Origin of the sequence: Campylobacter concisus, assembly GCF_002092845.1 — a bacterium.
Lineage (GTDB): Bacteria > Campylobacterota > Campylobacteria > Campylobacterales > Campylobacteraceae > Campylobacter_A > Campylobacter_A concisus_AQ.
The window spans coordinates 113,858-134,368 of record NZ_LVXF01000012.1; the positions used below are offsets into that span (position 1 = coordinate 113,858).

Sequence of the window (20,511 nt, forward strand, 5' to 3'; positions counted from 1 at the left end):
CGATGCGAGGCTTGTTACCTTGCACTTTTTGTCTGTACCTGTTTTATAAAATATTTTGCATTCTCAACTGGCACATCAGGCAAAATTCCATGCCCAAGGTTGAAAATATGTGGCACGCCTTCCATCGTGCTTAAAATTTTATCCACACCTTCATCTATCGCCTTTTTGCTATAAAGCCTTGTTGGCTCCATATTGCCCTGAAGGACATATCTTGGGCTAAGTTTTTCTTTTGCTAGCTCGATTGGTGTACTCCAGTCGACACCAAAAACGTCAAATTTTCCTGAAATTTTATCCAGATAGCCACTTATTCCTTTTGGAAAGACGATGACTGGAATTTCTGGAAATTCAGCCTTAACGCTATCAACTATTTTGTTTATATAGCTAAGTCCAAACTCAAAATATGCCTGCTCTTCAAGCGCAGCCGCCCAGCTGTCAAAAATTTGCACCGCATTTACGCCTGCTCTTATCTGCTCTTTCACGTAAAAGATGAGAGCTTGCGTCACTTTTTCTAAAATTTGATGTAAAAATTCTGGATTTTGATAAAGCATTTTTTTGCAGACCGCATAAGTTTTACTACCACCACCTTCTATCATATATGTAGCTATCGTCCAAGGTGCGCCACAAAAGCCAATGAGCGCCTTATCTTTGGCTAAATTTTCTCTTGTGAGCTTGATCGTGTCATAGACGTATGCTAAATTTTTAGTCGATTTTTCGATACTTAGCGCGTCAAGTGCGGCTTTATCACGTAAAGGCTCACTAAAAACTGGTCCCTCGCCTTTTTCAAAACGTAGATCCATGCCCATTTCAAGAGGCACAACGAGAATGTCGCTAAATAAAATCGCCGCATCAACGCCAAGAATTTCAACTGGTTGAAGCGTAACTTCGCTAGCCTTTTTGTAGTCTTTGCAAAGAGATAAAAAATCCCCTGCTTGCGCGCGTACTCGCATATACTCTGGCAAATATCTACCGGCTTGGCGCATCATCCAAACAGGCGTATAAGGGGTAGGTTTTTTAAGACAAGCGTCTATAAAAATCATTAAATTTCCTTTAAATTTTTAAAGGGATATTACCTAAAAATAGCTAAAGAAAAGATGTAGGAGAAATTTTAAGCGTAAAAACGCTTAAAATTTTAGTGATCTCCCTTGTGAAGGAAATAAAGTCCAAGACAAAGCGCTAGGATAGAAGCCGCAAGATATGCCATCTCAAGCGGAGTTGTGAAGTTTGCGTGAAGCACCCTTTGGAAGAAATTTACGATTAAGACCATGACGATCACTTTGCCAAGCTTGTCTTTTAGCTCATCAAGCGAATGCACTTCAAGCACCTTACTCTGCTTTGACTGCTTTAGCTGTGTGATCTCTGAGATGAAAAGCTCATAAATTCCGAAGCTAAATATATAAAGAACAAGCGCCATCAAGTATAGATCGATCGCTCCAACGATCTCGCCAACGACTTCTGAGTGAAAATTTTCAACGTGAAAATCTGTGACAAAGAAATATTTATAAACCTCTAAAAGTACTTTGCCGACGTCGTAACTTGCGATGATAAAAAGCACGATCGCACCTAAAAGCCCAAAAACTACTGGAAAAAGTGTAAAGCTGTTGCTAGCAAGCAAAATTTTTTCAAATATCTTACGCAATAAAAATCCTTTTTATTTACTCTTGCATCGCAATCCACTTTTGCGCGATCCTGACGGCATTTGTCGCAGCTCCTACGCGGATCTGATCAGCACTACACCAAAGGTGAAGCACATTAGGTCTGTAATTATCAACTCTGATCCTACCAACATAAGTCTCATTTGTATCGCTTGAAATGATAGGCATTGGATACTCTTTATTTGCTGGATTATCGACTACAACGACGCTTGGAGCTTTGCTTAAAATTTCTCTTGCTGCATCTGCGCTCACGTCTTTATCAAAGTGGATAGTAATCGCCTCAGAGTGACTTCTAAGCACTGGCACACGCACACAGGTAGCGCTAACTTCTATATCTTTGTGAAGAATTTTTTGCGTCTCATTGACCATTTTCATCTCTTCTTTTGTGTAGTCATTGTCCAAAAAGACGTCGATGTGAGGGATCACATTTAGCGCTAGGCGGTGTGCAAATACCTTTGGCTCGCACTCATCAAGTTTAAACTCAAAGAATTTTTGCATCTGAACGACAAGCTCTTCCATACCCTCTTTGCCAGCACCGCTTGCTGCTTGGTAAGTAGAGACATCAACTCTGTTGATACTAAAAGCGTCGTTTAGTGGTTTTAAAATTTGCACCATTTGGATGGTTGAGCAGTTTGGATTTGCGATGATACCGCGGTTTTTCCACATAGCAATGTCGCTTGGATTACACTCTGGCACAACAAGAGGGATATCTTTATCCATCCTAAAATGGCTGGTGTTATCGATGACTACTGCGCCACTATCAGCTGCAAATTTGGCAAATTTCTCTGAGACTGAACCGCCCGCACTAAAAAAAGCAATATCAATCTCGTGCTCGCTAAAAACCTTTTCGGTTAGCTCTTTTACCTTGTAATATTTGCCATTAAATTCGATCTCGCTACCAGCACTTTTTGCACTAGCAAGCGGTAAAAGCTCACCAACTGGGAAATCAACCTCTTCCATAACTCTAAAAAGCTCTTCGCCGACCGCTCCAGTAGCACCAACGACTGCTACGTTAAATTTTCTCATCTGCTCTCCTTATCTTTTTTAATTTTCGTAATTTTACTTAAATTTATGGCTATTTTTTGCTTCTGGCTTGTAAAAATAGATCATTTGGCAAAATTTCATCACCCTCGCTTAGTATCGCCGCTCTTTGCACGACTGAAATGAGCTCTCTTATGTTGCCTGGATAGTCATAGCTCAAAAGCTCCTCTTTTGCCGCTTTTGAGAAATTTTTAGTCTCAAAGCCATACTCTTTGCAACATTTTTCTAAAGCATCCTGCGCGATAGGCAAAATTTCATCCTTTCGCTCGCGAAGTGGCGGGATGAAAAGCGGGATCGTGTTTAGGCGGTAGAAAAGATCCTCTCTAAATCTGCCCTCTTTCATAGCAAGCTCTAAATTTGCATTTGTAGCGCAGATGATGCGAACGTCTATCTTTTCGCTCTTTGTAGCGCCAAGCCGTGTTATCTCACGCTCCTGCAAGGCACGAAGCAGCTTTGGTTGTAAATTTATAGGCATCTCGCCGATCTCATCTAAAAATAGCGTTCCGCCATTTGCCAGCTCAAACTGCCCTTTTTTGGTAGTAGCTGCGTCGGTAAATGCGCCCTTTTCAAAACCAAAAAGCTCGCTTTCTATCAAATTTTCAGGGATCGCAGCCATATTTAGAGCGATAAATGCCGCATCTTTTCTTGGTGAGTTTGCGTGGATAAATTTAGCAAAGACCTCCTTGCCAACGCCGCTTTCGCCACTAAGCATTATTGAGGCGTCTGTTCTTGCAGCTTTTAGTGCGATATTTAGCGTAGCTTCAAGCGCCTTTGAAGTGGCTAAAAAGCCGTTATTTTCGCTTTTAGTTTCAACTTTTTTTATGCTTTTTGGGGTCTTTTGTTTTAGCGCTTCTACCCTTTTTATCGCTTCATAAAGCGTTGAGACGTCAAATGGCTTGGTTAAAAAGTCCTTCACGCCGAGCCTAACGCTCTCGATCGCCTTGTTAAGTGTGGCGTTTCCAGTCATTATGATGACATCAAATTTGCCGTTTAACTCTTTAATGAACTCAAGTCCGTCCATCTTTGGCATGTTTATATCGGTTATGATTAGATCAGTGTCGTCGCTTAGCTTTTTTAGAGCCTCAACTGCGCTCTTGTAGCTCTTGATATTTAGCTCTTCATACTCGCCAAGTGCGATCTCAAGCGACTTTCGCATATTGATGTCATCTTCTACTATGACGATATTCATTTGATCTCTTTTTTATTGAAGTGTGCCGATGATAGCGGATTTTGGCTTAAATTCCACCATAAATCTAACTGGCAAAATTTTCAAATTTGAAGCATTTGTGACCTGCGCATTCTTGACATTTAGCTCATTTTTTATCATCACTTTTTTTAAGGCAAAGCAGTCAAAAATTTCATCTTTGTGTAAATTTAAAAAGCCAAGAGTTGTTGTGTTTTCATCTTTAAAAGCATCTATCTGGCAAAGAAATTTTGGTTTTGGATTGGGCGTTAGAGTCATCGCCTTTGAAAATGAAATTTCTTCAAAGGCAACTATTTGATTTTTCGTATCGACCTTTGCCCAGAAAATAAACTCCTCCAGGCAAAAGGCGAAATTTAAAAGTATCGTTAGTAAGAAAAGACTTCTCGCCACTTATCTTCGTCTATCTTAAGCTCCATATTTACCTTATAAAGCCCGTCTTTGAAATTTTCATTCACGATCCTTGCGTTTTTGACAAGACCTTGAACCTTTGAAGTGATAGATGAGTCATTTAGCATCGCGTCTCTTACGGTGTCTTCAGCGTTGATCTTTACACCATAAAGCTTGCCTGCAAGCTGCGAATAAGCATCAGCCATCGCCGCTCTTTTTGCAAGAGTGACTGACTGAGCGTATGAGAGCGAATTTAGCGGAGCTATGCCCTCGCCTGTGGCTCTAAAAGTGGTCTCTCTTGGAGCGCTATCATATATCATCTTCTCTTTTTTCATCACCTCTCTAAGATCGTCTTTATCGACCTTTTGGATGACTACGTTGCGGTTTGATGTGCTAGTTGGCTCGCCCATAAAGCCATTAAATGAGCAGCCGCCAAAAATAGCGATCATCAAAGCAAAAGATAAAATTTTAACCTTCATAAACAACCTTTTTTATGCTTTTATTTAAAATTTAATAGCAAAATTTATTCCAAAAGCCCCATATCTTCGCTTGGTGCTTCATCCTCATCTTCGCCATCATCTGCCTTAGGGCATCTTGCGATACTTACAACATCATCGCCATCTACATTTACGACGATAACGCCGCTTGTGTTACGTCCTGCTTTGCGGATACTTTGCATATCAACCCTTATCATCTTGCCGCTTGATGTTAGAGCCATAAGATCTTGCTCTTCATCAACCATTACAACACCCACTAGATCGCCTGTTCTGCTTGTTAGCTTCATGCAGATGACGCCTTTGCCGCCGCGGTTTGTCAAGCGGTATTCATCAGCGGTTGTGCGCTTGCCGATACCTTTTTGAGATATACTTAAAATTTCTTGGTCGTTGCTTTCGATGACTGCTGCGCCTACGACCTCATCGCCTGGCTCTTTAAATTTAATGCCAGTTACGCCGCGTGCAGTTCTTCCCATTTGGCGAACCTTGCTGATCTTAAATTTAAGACACATACCCTTTTTAGTAACGACAAATAGCATTGTCTCATCGCCTGAGTTTGTGTCCTCTTCGGTATTTACATTATCTTCGTCGATCTCATTTTGAAGCTCTTCAACTTCAAGCACCTCTGTCTCTACGCTTAGCTCATTTTCAGGGTCGATGACTGGCATATCATCGTATGTTTGAGCGATGAGCGCAGTTACTAGCTCGTCGTTTTCATCGAGGCTTATCGCTCTTACGCCAACTGAGCGGATGTTTTTAAACTCGCTTAAATTTGTGCGTTTTACGATGCCGTTTTTAGTGAAGAACGCTAGCGATTTACTCTCGTCAAAGTCAGTCGTTGGGATGATCGCTTTGATCTTCTCATCAGGCTGCAACTGGATCAAATTTACAACTGCTTTGCCCTTTGCCGTGCGGCTTCCCTCTGGGATCTTATAGACTTTTAGCCAGTAGAGCTGTCCGCGGTCAGTCACAAACATAAGCGTATCGTGGGTATTTGAAGTAAAGAAGCTCTCTATAAAGTCATCATCGTATGTCGTGACCGCTACTTTGCCCTTGCCGCCGCGTTTTTGCTTCTCATACTGCTTGCTTGGCACACGCTTGATGTAGCCGCGGTGAGTTATGGTTACGACCATATTTTCATTTGGTATAAGATCTTCGATGTCGATATCATCGTAGTCATCAACGATCTCAGTCACTCTTGGTACTTTAAATTTATTTTTGATCTCAAGAAGCTCTTCTTTGATTAAATTTTCAAGCAATGTCTCGCTCTTTAAAATTTCATCAAGTCTTGCGATCTCAGCCATAAGCTCGGCTAGTTCAGCCTCTAGTTTTTCTCTCTCTAGGCCTGTAAGCTTGCTTAGACGCATATCAAGGATAGCGTTTGCTTGAAGCTCTGAGAGGTTAAATTTACTCATCAAGCCTTCTCTAGCAACAGCTGTATCAGCACTATTTCTAATAAGCTCGATTACCTCGTCGATATTATCAAGTGCGATCTTTAGACCCTCTAAGATGTGGGCTCTTGCGCGCGCTTTTTCAAGCTCAAATATCGTTCTTCTGATGATAACGGTTTTTCTGTGATTTAAAAATAGCTTAAGTAGCTCGATAAGGTTAAATACCCTTGGCTCTTTGTTGTTAATAGCAAGCATAATAACGCCAAAAGTGCTCTCCATCGTAGTTGATTTAAAGAGATTATTTAGCACGATATCGCTCATTGCGTCGCGTTTTAGCTCGATGACTACGCGGATGCCGTCCTTGTCAGACTCATCTCTAACCTCGCTAATGCCCTCTATCTGCTTATCTTTTACAAGCTCAGCGATCTGCTCGATGAGCCTTGCTTTGTTTGTTTGATAAGGCAGCTCGTCGATTACTATGACATCTTTGTTTGGCTTTTTTTCTATGTGAGTTTTGGCTCTTAGTTTGACCCTACCACGACCTGTGCGGTAGGCCTCTATGATGCCTTTTTTACCAAAGATGATACCGCCAGTTGGGAAGTCTGGACCTTTTATAAATTCCATAACCTCTTCAAGTGTCGCCTCTTTGTTTTCAAGAAGTAGCAAAAGACCGTCTATTAGCTCATCAAGGCTATGTGGTGGGATGTTTGTCGCCATACCGACCGCAATACCGCTTGAGCCATTTAATAATAAATTTGGCACACGGCTAGGCAAAACATCTGGCTCGACCTCTCTATCGTCGTAGTTTGGTACAAAATCAACCGTGTCTTTGTCGATATCTTTTAAAAGCTCTTCAGTAAGCATGGTCATTCTAGCTTCGGTATAACGCATAGCAGCAGCGCTGTCGCCGTCTATTGAACCAAAGTTTCCTTGTCCGTCAACGACTGGATAACGCATAGAAAATTTCTGAGCCATACGAACAAGTGCGTCATAAACCGCTGTGTCGCCGTGCGGGTGATACTTACCGATGACTTCACCGACGATACGAGCCGACTTCATATAGGCACTTCTGCTGCCAACGCCAAGATTGTCCATAGCGTATAAAATTCTTCTGTGAACTGGCTTTAATCCGTCTCTAGCATCAGGCAAAGCACGTCCGACGATGACACTCATGGAGTAGTCAAGATAGCTAGTTTTTATAGACTCTTCGATATCAACTGAAGCGATATCTTGAGTTAATTCAAGTAGATTGTCTTTCATTTTTTTCCTTAAATTTAGCTTGGTTGATTTTAGCTTAAAATTAATAAAAACTTGCTAAATAGCAAATCAGCGACTTTGGCAATAGTGCGATGAAATTTTAGTCTAAAATTCTTGCTATCTGCTCTTTTTTAAGAATAAAATCATAGCTAAAAGCATCAACCACGACTCCAGCGTAGCTGCTCTCTTTTAGCATCGCAAGATACTCTTTTAGCCCTATCTCAATGCTCTCTTGCTCACTGTCGTTTCGCCAAAGCTTCATCGCCTCTTTGCTAGTAAATGCTGGAAAATAGCTAAGCTTCTCGCCCTCATCTTCAAGTAGGATAAATTTTATATTTGAGCCCTCCTCCTCATAAACTACGCCGCCATCAGGTTTTGCAAGCGCTTGGTTTAAAAGCACCGGAGCGAAAAAAGTAGCCTTTTTTAAAGCAGATATCAAATTTATCTCATTTTGCTGGCTTGGATCATTTAAAAATTTATCCATCGCTTCTTGCATTTTAGCTCCTAAAAGCCTCATCTACGGCTTGACATATCGTGTGGATAAAAAAGATATGCGACTCTTGAATTCTTGCTGTATCGTTTGAGCTAACGACTAAATTTAGATCACACCCTTCATTCATCGCACCGCCGCCTTTGCCGCTAAGTCCAAGCACTGATGCGCCCATTTTCTTGGCACTTTTTATAGCTTCAAGGACGTTTTTGCTATTGCCACTTGTTGAGATCGCCACGAGCAAGTCACCAGACTGCGCTAAGGCCTCAAACTGACGTGAAAAAACGTAGTCAAAGCCGTAGTCATTGCCAATGGCCGTAAGTGCCGAAGTATCAGTGGTTAGCGCGATACCAGGTAGTGGCTGGCGCTCGCTTTTATATCTGCCAGTTAGCTCGGCTGCAAAGTGCTGAGTATCCGCCGCAGAGCCACCGTTGCCGCATATTAGCACCTTTTTGCCATTTTTTAGCGTATCAGCTACCATCTGGCAAGCACGCTCCAAGCTATCAAGTAAATTTACGTGCTCATTAAAGGCCTTTTGGTGAGCCTCGAGCTCATTTTTTATCATTGTTTTTAGCATCTTTTATCCTTTTTATTATCCCAGTTGTGCTTTTGCCCTCGACAAAGTCAATCAGCCTGACCTCTTTTACGATCTCGCTACCAACGACCTCTTTGCCCTTGTAATCAGCCCCTTTTACAAGCACATCTGGTTTTATCTTTGTTATCAAATTTAGAGGCGTATCCTCATCAAAAATCACGACATAATCAACAAATCCAAGCCCACTTAGCACGCAGGCTCTGTCATCTTGCGAGTTTATGGGCCTAGCCTCGCCTTTTAGCCTCTTTACTGAAGCGTCTGAGTTTAGTCCGACAACCAAAAGATCGCCAAGCTCCCTTGCGCGCGCTAGGTATTTTACGTGTCCAGCGTGCAAGATATCAAAGCAACCGTTTGTGAAAACAACCTTTTTCTTATCTTTTTGGCTCAAAATTTCTTCTAGCTCCTCGACACTTTTAAGCTTATGCTCGAAATTTGCCCCAAATGAGCTATTTAGCAGCTGCTCGATCTCACTAAAACTAGCTGTTGCGCTACCGATCTTAGCCACGACTACGGCTGCTGCAAGGTTTGCTATCTTTATCGCCTCTTTTATATCGGCCCCGTTTGCCAGCATGTAGCCAAGTGTAGCCAGCACCGTATCTCCAGCGCCAGTGACATCAAAGACCTCTTTTGCCTTGGCAGCAAAGATGTGCAATTTGTCATCATATAGTGCGATACCCTCTTCTGAGATCGTGATGATCGAATAGGTCAAATTTAGCTCGTCTTTTAGCTGTTTTATCGCCTTTTCAAGCTCGGCCTTGTCTTTTATCTTTAAATTTGTAGCCTCGCTCGCCTCTTTTTTATTTGGCGTTAGAAGGGTTGCATTTTTGTACTTTGAGTAGTCGCTACCTTTTGGATCTATGAGCACTGGAATTTTTAGCCTCACGCACTCGTTTATGATCTCTTGGCAGACCTTGTCGCTAAGCACGCCTTTGCCGTAGTCACTTAGCAAGACAGCCTTGAAATTTGCAAGATTTTCTTTTACTTTTAAGACGAGCTCATCTTCTAAATTTATCTTGACAACGCTCTCTTTATCGATCCTGACAACTTGCTGGTGCGATGCCATAATGCGGCTTTTTATCGAGCTTTCACGTCCTTTTTCGGTGAGTATGAGCTCATCTTTTACATTTAGCTCAGCAAGTCTCTCTTTTATCTTTTTGCCAGCCTCATCATCTCCTAAGACGCTAGCCACGCTCACATTTGCGCCAAGAGAGAGTAAATTTCTCACCACGTTGCCAGCGCCACCAAGCGTGTAGGTTTCGTTATTTATCTTTACCACCTGCACTGGCGCTTCAGGCGAGATACGGTCGCAACTACCCCAGATGTAGTGATCTAACATGAGATCGCCGACGACTAAAATTTTAACTCTCTTAGCCATTTAGCTCTTCCTTATAAATTCTCTTTATCTCTGGTAAGTAGTCTTTGATCGCTTCTTCCAGGCTCCAAGTCGCGCTAAAGCCAAATGCTTCGCGAGCTGGAGCAACGTCGGCCTCTGTGTGAAACTGATATGAGCCGATAAATGGGTTTTTGATGTATTCGTTGCCTAAATTTACGCCGATCTCACGTTGCAAGATGTCAGCGATATCTTGAAAGCTCCTTGCTTTGCCAGTAGCTGCGTTATAGACGCCACTTGGCGCGTCAAGTGCTTTTATATTTGCATCAATGATATCTTTTATGTAAACAAAGTCACGTTTGATCTGGTCGCTGCCTTCAAAGAGTCTTGGAGTCTTGCCAGCTAAAATTTGTAAGCCAAACTGAAGTACCATCGAAGCGGTTTTATTTTTGAAAAACTCACCCTTGCCAAAGACGTTAAAATACCTCAGCCCAACCACGCTCACGCCACGCTTTGCGTAAATTTTATTGATATTATCCATGCTTAGTTTGCTAAAGCCATAAACGTTATTTGGCGCTTCGCATTCACCAACGGTTTGTGGGCTCTTTGCGTTGCCATAAGTGGCGCCTGAGCTAGCGTAAATCATCTTTGCGCCCAAACTCTCGCAGATATCAAGCAAATTTACAAAGGCGTTTACATTTGTTTTTATTAGCTCGTCTTGCTCTTTTACGGTCGTATCTGAGATCGCTGCCTCGTGGTAGATAACGTCTGGACGAAAGCTCTTTATCTTTTCAAGTGTACTCTCATCGTTGATGTCTCCAGCGTAAATTTCACCCTTAAAGCCAAGTAAATTTTTAAAATGGCCAAAGCTTTTTAGGTTGCCATTGCTAAATGTCTCATCGTTTCTAAATTTATCCACGACAAGCACGTGAGCATCTTTATAGTTTTCATCAAAATAGTGCGCCAAAGCTGAGCCGATAAAGCCAGCGCCACCAGTTATAACTATCTTTTTCCCATTTAAATTCATAGTGATTTTTCCTTTTTTAACTTATTTAAAATATCTCTTACATCTTTAAAATTTATCCCATCAAGCAAGAAATTTCTACCAACACCTGCTCTTTTGCCAGCCTCGACGTCGCTTGGCTTATCGCCTATCATGAGCGAGTTTTTAGGGTTTATGTTAAACTCTTTGCAAGCATCAAGTATCATTTTTGGATTTGGTTTTCTACAAGCACAATCTGTCTCTGGGGCATGTGGGCAAAAGTAGACTTTAGTGATAAAAATTTGTTCTTTTTTAAAGCTTTCTAACATAAATTTATTTAGAGTGTCAAACTGCTCCTGCGTGTAGTAGCCTCTACCGATGCCTGATTGGTTTGTCACGACAAAGAGCTTGTAGCCAGCCTTGGCAAATTCTCTTAACGCATCAAAAATGCCATCGATAAATTTAAAATCTTTTATCTCGTAAACATATCCAGCATCTTCGTTTATTACGCCGTCTCGATCCAGAAAAAGTGCTTTAATAGGCTCATTTTTATTCATTTGGTGATTATAGCCAAAATATTTTAACTAGCTTCTTGCGAATTTACCTTTTTGTACTATAATGCACAAACTTTTTTTACAAAGGATGAAAAATGAAAAAATTACTAATTGTTTCTAGCGTTGCGGCTCTACTTTCAACTGCTGCCTTTGCTGCAGATGGTGCTGCTATCTATAAAAAATGCATAGCCTGTCATGGTGCAAAAGCTGAAAAAGTGTTTAATAATAAAGTTCCAGCTCTAACATCTCTTGATGCAGCAACTATCGAAGAGGCACTAAAGGGTTATAAAACAGGAGCAAATAAATTTGGTCTTGGCGCTATGATGAAACCAATCGCTACTCCAATGAGCGACGAAGATGCAAAAGCAGTAGCTGAATACATCCAAACTTTAAAATAATAATTAGGGGCATTCGCCCCTCCTGCATTTTTTAATTTATACTAATAATCCATAAAACATATAGTAGATGGGAATTTCTCTTTTTATATTTAAAAGTTATGAAACCTATTTTTTACTAATCTTTCTTTTTACATATTAAAATAAAACTATTCTAGTCTTCAAAGCCATAAAACAATGCTTAGAGATAGCTAAGAGCGTAAGTAAAATAGAGGCTCGCAAACTCTTTACTAAAACGAAAGACGACCAAGTGCTTCGTATGGCTTACTACTGGGTATCTCAAGGTGCTTATGATAGCTGCAAAGACCTACCATTAAACAAGTGCCCTATAACTCATCTAAACCACGATACAGCAAATCGTATGTGGTGGGCTGTAAGAAACCATCTAGGATATAAGGGAGAAAACAACACTCACGGACTATACGTATTACGCCATACAGTGGCTTCCAGGTTAGTGAGTTTGAAGGGATTTAATGCTCATAAATTGATGGCTTTTATGGGTCATACAGATATTAAAAGTAGCTTACACTACGTTCATCTCAACGTTGATGATATACGTGATGGTGTGGGGGTTGGTGCTTAATTAAAAGATGATAAAAAGTAATGGGCATTTGGTTGCGGAGGACGGATTTGAACCGCCGACCTTCGGGTTATGAGCCCGACGAGCTACCACTGCTCTACTCCGCGATAAGTATTATTTTGGATTTAAAAAGTGGATGGGGTAAGAGGATTCGAACCTCTGAATGACTGGACCAAAACCAGTTGCCTTACCGCTTGGCGATACCCCAATGTTTTTAAGAGTTGTAATTATATAGATTTTAATGCGCTTTGTCAAGACTTTTTAGAATTTTAATAAAAATTAAAATTCTAAAATTAAAGCAATTTATGACTTTAGCTATAAAATTTCTCTTTGTCCTTTTGCATTCACTGGGCTTAAAACACCCATTTTTTCCATTTGTTCGATTATATTTGCAGCTTTGTTGTAACCTATTTTTAAACGTCTTTGCAGATAACTTATTGACGTCTTTTGCTCACTTAAAATGATCTCTTTAGCCTCTTCATAAAGCTCATCAAGCTCATCTTCTCCTAGAGTACCAGTGGCTACACTTCCGCTTGTGCCCTCTTCTATTAAAAATTTCTCATCATAAGCCACATCTTGTTGCTCTTTTAAGAAATTTACAACCGTTTCTATCTCTTTTTCGCTAGCAAATGGCGCATGCAGTCTTATCACACCAGGACTTCCTGGAGGTGTAAATAACATATCTCCTCGTCCAAGCAAGCTCTCAGCTCCCATTTGATCAAGAATGACCTTACTATCAATCCTCTGCCCTACCCTGTAACTTATCCTACTTGGTAAATTTGCTTTTATAAGGCCAGTCACAACATCGACACTTGGGCGCTGGGTTGCCACTATCAAGTGTATACCGCTAGCTCTTGCCATCTGTGCTAGGCGGCCGATATAAAGCTCCACATCCTTCCCGCTAGTCATCATGAGATCAGCAAGCTCGTCTATGATCACAACGATGTATGGGAACTGCTCACCGCCTTCCTCTTTCATCTTTTCATTGTAGCTCTCTATATTTTTTGTACGAGTTTGGCTCATTATCTTATATCTTCGCTCCATCTCAGCAACCATGTTTGAAAGTGCTGTGATCGCCTTTTTAGCCTCTGTGATAACAGGCGTCAAAAGGTGTGGGATGTCGTTATATATGCTAAATTCAAGCATCTTTGGATCGATCATCATTAGGCGCAAAGTTTGTGGGCTGTTTCTATAAAGCAAGCTTAAAAGCATCGCGTTTATACCGACACTTTTGCCAGATCCTGTAGTTCCAGCGATTAGCAAATGAGGTAGTTTTTTAAGGTCAGTCACAAAAGGAGTGCCCACGATATCTTTGCCAAGAGCCATGGTTAGCGGGCTACTTGCATTTTTAAAGACTTCGCTCTCTAAAATTTCTTTTAGATAGATTGTCTCTAAATTTTGATTTGGCACCTCGATGCCTACCACATCTTTACCAGGGATTGGCGCTTGAATACGGATCGTTTGTGCCTTTAGCGCCATAGCTAGGTCATCTTGCAAAGTAAGGATTTTACTTACCTTGATATGTGGAGCTGGACGAAACTCAAATGTCGTGACGATAGGCCCAGTATAAGTTCTAACCACATCACCGTCTATTTTAAACTTACGGAGTTTGTCAAGCAAATTAGAAATTTGCTGATCGATTTCCGTTTCATTGACACTATGCGAGCGTTTTGGCGGATCGTTTAAAAATTTAAGCGGTGGCAAGACAAAATTCTTTGGCTTTTCCACATTTCCTCGCTCTATTTGATCAAGCAACTTCTTGTTTTCAGCCACTTCGTTTAAAATTTCAACTCCGTTTATAGTTGAGGCTCTGCTCTCTTTTTCTGGCTCAGGCTCTAGCTCTTCATCTAAATTTTGCTCATCTTCATTTACCACCTGAGCTTCTATAAGCTCTTCTTCTTTTATATCATTGTTCTTTTGTTTTTTGCGTTCGATTTTTGGAAGTTGTTTTTGTTTTATCTCTTTTAAATTTCTCTCTTCATGGACTTTTGTCTCTTTATCCACAAACGCCTTTCTTAAAACAATTATAAAATTTTCCCTAAAAGCAAGCCCAAGTGAGATAATAAACATCATAAGTATAGCAACCGCAGTGCCGATAGAACCGATCACCTCTTTTAAGGCACTAACTATAAAATTTCCAATTATACCGCCATTTATGCTCGAAGCACTCAAGGCTTGAAACATCAAAAAAGCTACAAAAAAGAGGAAAATTCCTACCAAAAACTGAGCAAAATCAAAATCAAATTTCTTAAAATTTTTATAGACAAAATAGCCCAAAATGATCAATAAAAATGGATAAACATACGCGATAAGTCCAAAATATTTGATATTTAAAACACCAAGACTTTGTCCAAGCGAACCAACAAAATCAGCAGTTGGAGCAGCTGTTGCTATACCAAAATATATAAAAATGCAAACAAAAATTGTAAATAAGATATGTCGTAAAATTTTAGATCCTTTATAAAAAAGGCTTATTATAGCACGCTTGAGTTTAATTTTAAAAAATCAGCAAGCTAGGCAGCCTGCTGATTTAAATTTTAATTTAAATAATTTAGCAAGCTTAGTTGATTTATCTTTGCACTTGCTTGTAGGGTTGCTTGATAAGATAGTGAAAGCTGCGTAAATTTCAAATATGACTCCGCATAGTCTGCATCAATTACATCATTTTTAACAGTTTGCACATTCACTTTCATTACTTCGGCTCGCTCTTTTGTAGCTGTTAAAAGTCTTGATTGAGAGCCGATCTTTGTAAGCTCTTTATTTGCATGATCTATTAAATGATCAAGCCTTTGTAATGCGCCTTGCATGCCAGTATTTCGTGGATCATTACTATTTGCATCAGCTCTATAATATCCCTTTCTAACAGCTTCGATCATATTATCAAGGTCTTGAAAAACGCTCGTACTTGGTTCATCAATAGTTAAAGCATTATTTTCATTAAAGCTAAAGACAGAACCCTTTCCTTGAGGGTGTCCAGCATTACCAGCTGTATCTCTGCCAGTGCTATCGCCATCAAATTTATCGCTATTTTTTGCATCATGCATAGTTACTTCTATGTTTGTTACTGATTTTGTCTTATCAGTTAAAACCATTCTGCCTTTATCATCTAAAGTTGTCTCTACCGCGCCCTTTGTTTTTGATAAAGCCTCTTTATAGGCATTATAGTTTTGATCTCTTTTTACTTTTTCTATATCTGTATCAAAATTTGCGTTTTCTGCATGTGGAGGATTTGGGATATTATCACTTGCTGCCATAGCAACGATATCCATGAGCTGCCTATAAGTAAAATCACTAGCATAAGTTCTGTAACTTCCAAACTCATCTGAGTTATAAACAGTTAAAGTCCTAGGTGCAGAAGGCGTGCCACCTGGTGGTGTAGATGTTATTTCAAATTGCACTGGAGTATTTGTGCCCCCTGCTGTACCCATCTTTACCTTTATGTCATATTTTGTACCAGTGATTGACTTTACTTGTAAATTTATCTCTTGGTTGTCGATATTAAAAAGCTCTCTCTTTCTAGCATCGACATCTTTTGGATATAAATTTCTATCGTAGCTCTCTTTTGTACCAGAAACTTCGCTTAGCTTTGTCTGATCTGTTGCATATTCGCCCGTTCTTCTAGCTACTTGAGGTAAATTTGCGATTAGCTCATTATCCTTTCTTTCAAACCTAACCTTATCATAGTCAAATGCATTTGTCGCATTTCCATCTTTATTGGTATATTTGCTCTTTACAAATTCAGTGATATGAACCGTTTTTGGAACGTTATTTGCCATAGTTTCAAGATCTTCAAGAGAATTTACCGTATCAAGCGCATTGTTTTGAGCGATTGCACCACGATTTGGTGCTACTGATGTGGCTGCAACCATATGAAAGTCAATAGTTTGATTACCTTTAGTAAGATCTTTTATATTAAATTGTCCATCGTTATTTATGCTCACATCAACAACTTTTGTTGTTTTTGTATTGCCAAATTCCATACCGATTTTTTCCATAAGCCCAGCCATTGTTGTATTTGCACTCATCTTAAATTTACTGGTAAATGTCGTGCCGTCTGGCTTTTTGCCTTGCATGAAAAAATATGTATCTGGAAAATTTACATTTGAATTATCTAAAAAATCATAATCTGGATTTATTGTTCCATTGTAAGAGCCGTCACTTCTAACCACTGAATCACTAGCGTAATTTAGTCCGATCATATTTTTTATCTTGCTGTTATCGTTTAGAAATTTTGGCGCATAAGAGATATCGGTTCTAGTTTGATCAGCTAAACGAACATTTGTGGTCAAAATTTTACTGTAATCGCCATCTTTTCCTAAAAATAGATCATATCCTGGGATATTGTAAGGAAGCTCAACCTGAGCACCAGCCGATGTCTTCATATAATCACGGTTGCCTTGATACTTTCCCGCACCATCTATTGGTTTTGTATCAACAGCACTTCCAGAAAACAAAAACTGCCCATTAACCGAAGTGTTTGCAATATTCACAAGGTGATTTTTTATACCTTGAAGGTCATTTGCCAAAGCCTCTAGCGATGTCTTACTATGCACGCTGCTAGCTGCTTGGACTACTTTTGTCTTAAAATTTTCAAGCTGTTTTTCAAACTCTTGCAATGCATTATCTGTATTTTTTGAGAAATTTACAGATTTACCAGTGGCATCAACTACTTGAGTGAGAGTAGTTGCTTCATAATCAAGCCTCATCGCATCATTATAAGTTGCAGCGCCATCGTATGGATCTTGAATTTTCAAACCATTTGAGAGCTGCTTGTAGCTTTTATTTACACCAGTCATATTTTTTTGGTAGTCATGTAAAGTCTGACTAAAACGTAGTTGGTTTGTTATTCTCATAATTTTTTCCTAAATTTTTATTCACTCTAAGCAAAAATGATTCCGCTTGTTTTTATATCGGTAAAAATTTGATTTTTTTTAGCATAAAAAGTTTATTGTATAATCCAACAAATTTTATATATAAAATAGGTAAGAAAAATGGCATTAAAAATTCTCTTTTCTCCAAGCGAAAGCAAAATTTCTCTAAATACGAATAATAAATTTAATGGCAAGGATTTGATATTTCCAGAACTTTTTGACAAAAGAGTTGAAAATTTAAACAGATATGATGAGTTTTTAAAAAACGCAAATTTAGACGAGATAAAAAAGCTTTTTGGGCTAAAAGAGCTTGAAGAGAGCAAGCAGCTGCGAGAAAGCCTATCTCAAAAAGGCAGCATAAAAGCTATTTTAAGGTATGATGGCGTAGCTTATAAGCGTCTAAACTATCGTGGTTTAGACAATGAGGCACAAAAATATATAGATAATAATGTTTTAATATTTTCAAATTTATTTGGGCCTATCTTGGCAAAAGATGAGATACCAGAATACAAACTAAAGCAAGGTGAAAAGCTAGGTGGCTTTGAAATTTCAAAATTTTATGAAAAAAAATTTAGTAAAGCGGTTGATGAATTTTTACAAAATGATGAAATTTTAGACCTTAGAGCTAAGTTTTATGAAAAATTTTACACTATAAAAAAGGAATACATAACTTTTTGTTTTGTAAAAAATAAAAAAATAGTGAGTCATCACACAAAAGCATATAGAGGCGAAGTCTTGCGTCAGATAGCAAATAAGCTTATAAAAAATAAAGATGAACTAATGAGCTTAAATTTTAAAAATTTAAAGCTTATTGATATGAAAAAGATTGGTCTAAAGACCGAGCTTATGTTTGAAATTTGCGAGTAAATTTTTAAAAAAATTGCATTTTTTGTTAAAAAAACGTAAAAAAGAGCTAAATTTGGGGAAAAAGTATTGTATTTTTTTTTAAAAGAGTGTAATATAGCCACATAACTTCTTAAAAGGATGGTTCATGAAAAAAGCTGAATTTATTCAAGCTGTTGCCGATAAGGCTGGTCTTTCAAAAAAAGATACTCTAAAAGTTGTTGATGCTACTTTGGAGACAATCCAAGCAGTTCTTGAAAAAGGCGATACAATTAGCTTTATAGGCTTTGGTACTTTCGGTACTGCTGACAGAGCTGCAAGAAAAGCTAGAGTTCCAGGAACTAAAAAAGTTATCGACGTTCCTGCTAGCAAAGCAGTTAAATTCAAAGTTGGCAAAAAACTTAAAGAAGCAGTTGTTGCTGGTGCTGCTAAAAAAGGTAAAAAGAAATAATTTTCTTTTTCGGGGAGCAACTCTCCCCTTTTTTCCTCTCATACAAAAATTAATTTTCAATCTTAACTTTAGCCCGAGTGGTGAAACTGGTAGACGCGCCAGACTCAAAATCTGGTAAGGGCAACCTTGTGTCGGTTCGAGTCCGACCTCGGGCACCATTATACTCCTAAATACTTTCTAAATTTATCCGATATTATCTGCAACATCTTTAAAAAGGATTTTAGATGAATATTGCACCTTTAAAATATAACTTTACAAATTTAAAAGATTTAGAAAACCCTACAGATATGCTCCATGCCTTTAAAGACAAACAAGGTTTAGAGATAAATAACGAACAAATTTCAAATTTAAAAGAAAGTATCAAAGCAAGCAAAGTTATAAATATCACTGATGCCGAGATCAAAGAGCAAAACAGACACAAAATCCTACAAAAAGTAGAAGAAATTTTAAATAACTACTCAAAAAATCTCATCTACAGTAACAATAAAATTTACTCCGACGAGCTTTCTAGAGGTTATAATTTTAGTGAAAATTCCTACTTTAAAAATATAAAAGCTTCAGATAGCAGCAGCATGCTATCTACACTAAAAAGTAGATACTTAGAAAATACAAAATTTAAAAATTTAAACGATTACGCTTATTCAAACACTCTAAAAACAAAATATGGCGAAGTAGAAGTATTTTTAGATATTTACGGCGATAACGATAAACTTGGCACTACAAAATTAGAAAATAATAGCTATCTTTTTAGCTTTGATAGCAACAATGACGGCGTGCTAGATCAAAAAGATATACTCTTTGATAAGCTAAAAGTAAGGGGCTATGACAAAGACGGAAATGAAAAAATAGCAAATTTAAGCGATGTGATGCCAAGGGTTGATCTTAGGCAGTTTATCAGCACAAATGTCATAAATCACAACCAAATAGAAAGAGAAGAGCTAAATCGTAAAGCAACGATCACAAACAATCCCGATCTTTACGTGGATACAAAAGATATTGATTATAGACACTCTTACTACGCCTCAGATCCAAATACTTTGTTCGCTGCAGAAAACAGATATGAAAAGATAGAGAAAAATGATATAAATAATTTCTTTAAAAAATATGCCCAAAATGATGGCTGGGTCGATCTAAGACACAATAATATCTTTGGCAAAGATAGCTCTTTTAAAAATTTTGCCTATCTTAAAGTGGGTTTTGATGATACTGCAAGGCTAAGCGAGTTTAATCCGATCATTGAGCCAAGCAAAGAGCACAAAAAAGATGAAAATTTCTCATATACAAAATTTCAAAAAGATAGTTTTATGAAATTTTATAAAGATTATAACACTGAGTTTGATGCATACAACAAGATGATAGAAAATCTTGGCAATAATTTAAAGAAATTTGATGAAAGTGCAGACTCTTATATATCAAAGCTTGAAAAGACAAAATCAGCCAAAATGATCGCGATGGAAAATGAATTTAAACAAGCAACTGGACTTGAGTTTAGTATCTCAAATTTAAAAAAGGTAAAAAAGGCTTTTATAACAAATGAAGCCACAGCTGCCGCATCTTTGCAAGATAGCGATAGCGTCATAGCTATGAAGCTAAACAAAGATGGCACCATAAGGCTAAAATTTGATAGTGGTAGAGAGATAGACGTAAAAGAGCTTTATAACGATACTGGCAAGCTAAATACATCAAGTGAGCTAAAAACTAGCATAAATTTAGAGGCAAAAGATATGAATAATGTACAGCTAAATAGCTTGGATTTTAAAGACATTGGCTTCATGCAAGGTGATAAAATCGTAAGCCTAAAAGATGCTGGAGCGATCGCTATTGCCAATCTATCTAATAAATTTGAGAGTAAATTTTTAATCAGTCTAAATAATGGCAAAAGCATATCTACAAGAGAAATTTATAATATCAGCTATCTTGAGAATGATTTAAAGAGTAAAGAAAAGATAGATGAGAGAGATAAATTTTATAAAAAAGTTGATATTAAGGCATAA

At 38.5% G+C, this 20,511-nt stretch carries 19 protein-coding genes and 3 tRNA genes; 6 read left to right on the forward strand and 16 right to left on the reverse strand.

Features of this window, described 5'->3' with window-relative positions; genetic code table 11:
• Positions 1 to 14: 14 nt before the first annotated feature.
• The 12 genes from hemE to gmhB form a co-directional block, all read right to left on the reverse strand.
• Positions 15 to 1,037 carry a uroporphyrinogen decarboxylase gene (gene hemE / locus A3854_RS04040; protein ID WP_084041420.1) on the reverse strand — a complete coding sequence of 341 codons (1,023 nt, stop codon included), beginning with the start codon at positions 1,035 to 1,037 and terminating at the stop codon, positions 15 to 17.
• Positions 1,038 to 1,129: 92 nt separating this feature from the next.
• Positions 1,130 to 1,636 carry a YqhA family protein gene (locus tag A3854_RS04045; RefSeq protein ID WP_084041421.1) on the reverse strand — a complete coding sequence of 169 codons (507 nt, stop codon included), beginning with the start codon at positions 1,634 to 1,636 and terminating at the stop codon, positions 1,130 to 1,132.
• Positions 1,637 to 1,652: 16 nt separating this feature from the next.
• Positions 1,653 to 2,678 (reverse strand): aspartate-semialdehyde dehydrogenase, encoded by a 1,026-nt coding sequence (locus A3854_RS04050; RefSeq protein ID WP_021090917.1) that lies wholly within the window; start codon positions 2,676 to 2,678, stop codon positions 1,653 to 1,655.
• Between the two features lie 49 nt (positions 2,679 to 2,727).
• Positions 2,728 to 3,882: a sigma-54-dependent transcriptional regulator gene (locus A3854_RS04055; RefSeq protein WP_084041422.1), complete on the reverse strand. Its 1,155-nt coding sequence runs from the start codon at positions 3,880 to 3,882 to the stop codon at positions 2,728 to 2,730.
• Between the two features lie 12 nt (positions 3,883 to 3,894).
• Complete coding sequence (locus A3854_RS04060) at positions 3,895 to 4,287, reverse strand: hypothetical protein (RefSeq protein ID WP_084041423.1); 393 nt, start codon at positions 4,285 to 4,287, stop codon at positions 3,895 to 3,897.
• Positions 4,263 to 4,763: an LPP20 family lipoprotein gene (locus A3854_RS04065; protein WP_002939671.1), complete on the reverse strand. Its 501-nt coding sequence runs from the start codon at positions 4,761 to 4,763 to the stop codon at positions 4,263 to 4,265. The genes A3854_RS04060 and A3854_RS04065 overlap by 25 nt, the downstream gene beginning before the upstream one ends.
• A 44-nt stretch (positions 4,764 to 4,807) precedes the next feature.
• Positions 4,808 to 7,429, reverse strand: coding sequence for a DNA gyrase subunit A (gene gyrA / locus A3854_RS04070; protein ID WP_084041424.1), 2,622 nt, complete (start codon positions 7,427 to 7,429; stop codon positions 4,808 to 4,810).
• 97 nt (positions 7,430 to 7,526) lie between these two features.
• A complete protein-coding gene (locus A3854_RS04075) occupies positions 7,527 to 7,922 on the reverse strand; it encodes an SseB family protein (protein ID WP_084041425.1) in 396 nt (131 codons plus the stop codon).
• A 1-nt stretch (position 7,923) separates the two neighbouring features.
• Positions 7,924 to 8,493 (reverse strand): D-sedoheptulose 7-phosphate isomerase, encoded by a 570-nt coding sequence (gmhA, locus tag A3854_RS04080; protein WP_084041426.1) that lies wholly within the window; start codon positions 8,491 to 8,493, stop codon positions 7,924 to 7,926.
• A complete protein-coding gene (gene rfaE1, locus A3854_RS04085) occupies positions 8,468 to 9,886 on the reverse strand; it encodes a D-glycero-beta-D-manno-heptose-7-phosphate kinase (protein WP_084041427.1) in 1,419 nt (472 codons plus the stop codon). Before rfaE1 ends, gmhA begins: the two co-directional genes overlap by 26 nt.
• The gene (rfaD, locus tag A3854_RS04090; RefSeq protein WP_084041428.1) at positions 9,879 to 10,868 is read right to left on the reverse strand and encodes an ADP-glyceromanno-heptose 6-epimerase; all 990 of its coding nucleotides are present in this window, start codon (positions 10,866 to 10,868) and stop codon (positions 9,879 to 9,881) included. The genes rfaE1 and rfaD overlap by 8 nt, the downstream gene beginning before the upstream one ends.
• The gene (gene gmhB / locus A3854_RS04095; protein ID WP_084041429.1) at positions 10,865 to 11,380 is read right to left on the reverse strand and encodes a D-glycero-beta-D-manno-heptose 1,7-bisphosphate 7-phosphatase; all 516 of its coding nucleotides are present in this window, start codon (positions 11,378 to 11,380) and stop codon (positions 10,865 to 10,867) included. The genes rfaD and gmhB overlap by 4 nt, the downstream gene beginning before the upstream one ends.
• A gap of 92 nt (positions 11,381 to 11,472) precedes the next feature.
• On the opposite strand from gmhB, the gene A3854_RS04100 reads away from it, so the two are divergent.
• Positions 11,473 to 11,775: a c-type cytochrome gene (locus A3854_RS04100; protein WP_084041430.1), complete on the forward strand. Its 303-nt coding sequence runs from the start codon at positions 11,473 to 11,475 to the stop codon at positions 11,773 to 11,775.
• A 256-nt stretch (positions 11,776 to 12,031) separates the two neighbouring features.
• The gene (locus tag A3854_RS09990; protein WP_141081828.1) at positions 12,032 to 12,355 is read left to right on the forward strand and encodes a tyrosine-type recombinase/integrase; all 324 of its coding nucleotides are present in this window, start codon (positions 12,032 to 12,034) and stop codon (positions 12,353 to 12,355) included.
• Positions 12,356 to 12,384: 29 nt separating this feature from the next.
• Here A3854_RS09990 and A3854_RS04110 read toward each other — a convergent pair.
• From A3854_RS04110 to flgL, 4 genes are all read right to left on the reverse strand, one after another.
• A tRNA-Met gene (locus tag A3854_RS04110) sits at positions 12,385 to 12,459 on the reverse strand.
• Between the two features lie 26 nt (positions 12,460 to 12,485).
• Positions 12,486 to 12,560 (reverse strand) — tRNA-Gln (locus tag A3854_RS04115).
• 107 nt (positions 12,561 to 12,667) lie between these two features.
• Positions 12,668 to 14,848, reverse strand: a complete 2,181-nt coding sequence (locus A3854_RS04120; protein ID WP_374057397.1) for an FtsK/SpoIIIE family DNA translocase — start codon at positions 14,846 to 14,848, stop codon at positions 12,668 to 12,670.
• Positions 14,849 to 14,889: 41 nt separating this feature from the next.
• Positions 14,890 to 17,205, reverse strand: a complete 2,316-nt coding sequence (flgL, locus tag A3854_RS04125; protein WP_084041433.1) for a flagellar hook-associated protein FlgL — start codon at positions 17,203 to 17,205, stop codon at positions 14,890 to 14,892.
• Between the two features lie 138 nt (positions 17,206 to 17,343).
• Between flgL and A3854_RS04130 the strand changes: the two genes are divergently transcribed.
• The 4 genes from A3854_RS04130 (at position 17,344) to A3854_RS04145 (ending at position 20,511) form a co-directional block, all read left to right on the forward strand.
• On the forward strand, positions 17,344 to 18,090 hold the full coding sequence (locus A3854_RS04130; protein WP_084041434.1) for a YaaA family protein: 747 nt from the start codon (positions 17,344 to 17,346) through the stop codon (positions 18,088 to 18,090).
• A 124-nt stretch (positions 18,091 to 18,214) separates the two neighbouring features.
• Entirely contained in the window at positions 18,215 to 18,517 is a 303-nt protein-coding gene (locus tag A3854_RS04135) for an HU family DNA-binding protein (protein WP_084041435.1), read from the forward strand.
• Positions 18,518 to 18,588: 71 nt separating this feature from the next.
• Positions 18,589 to 18,675: transfer RNA gene (locus A3854_RS04140), tRNA-Leu, on the forward strand.
• Positions 18,676 to 18,741: 66 nt separating this feature from the next.
• A complete protein-coding gene (locus A3854_RS04145) occupies positions 18,742 to 20,511 on the forward strand; it encodes a response regulator (protein WP_084041436.1) in 1,770 nt (589 codons plus the stop codon).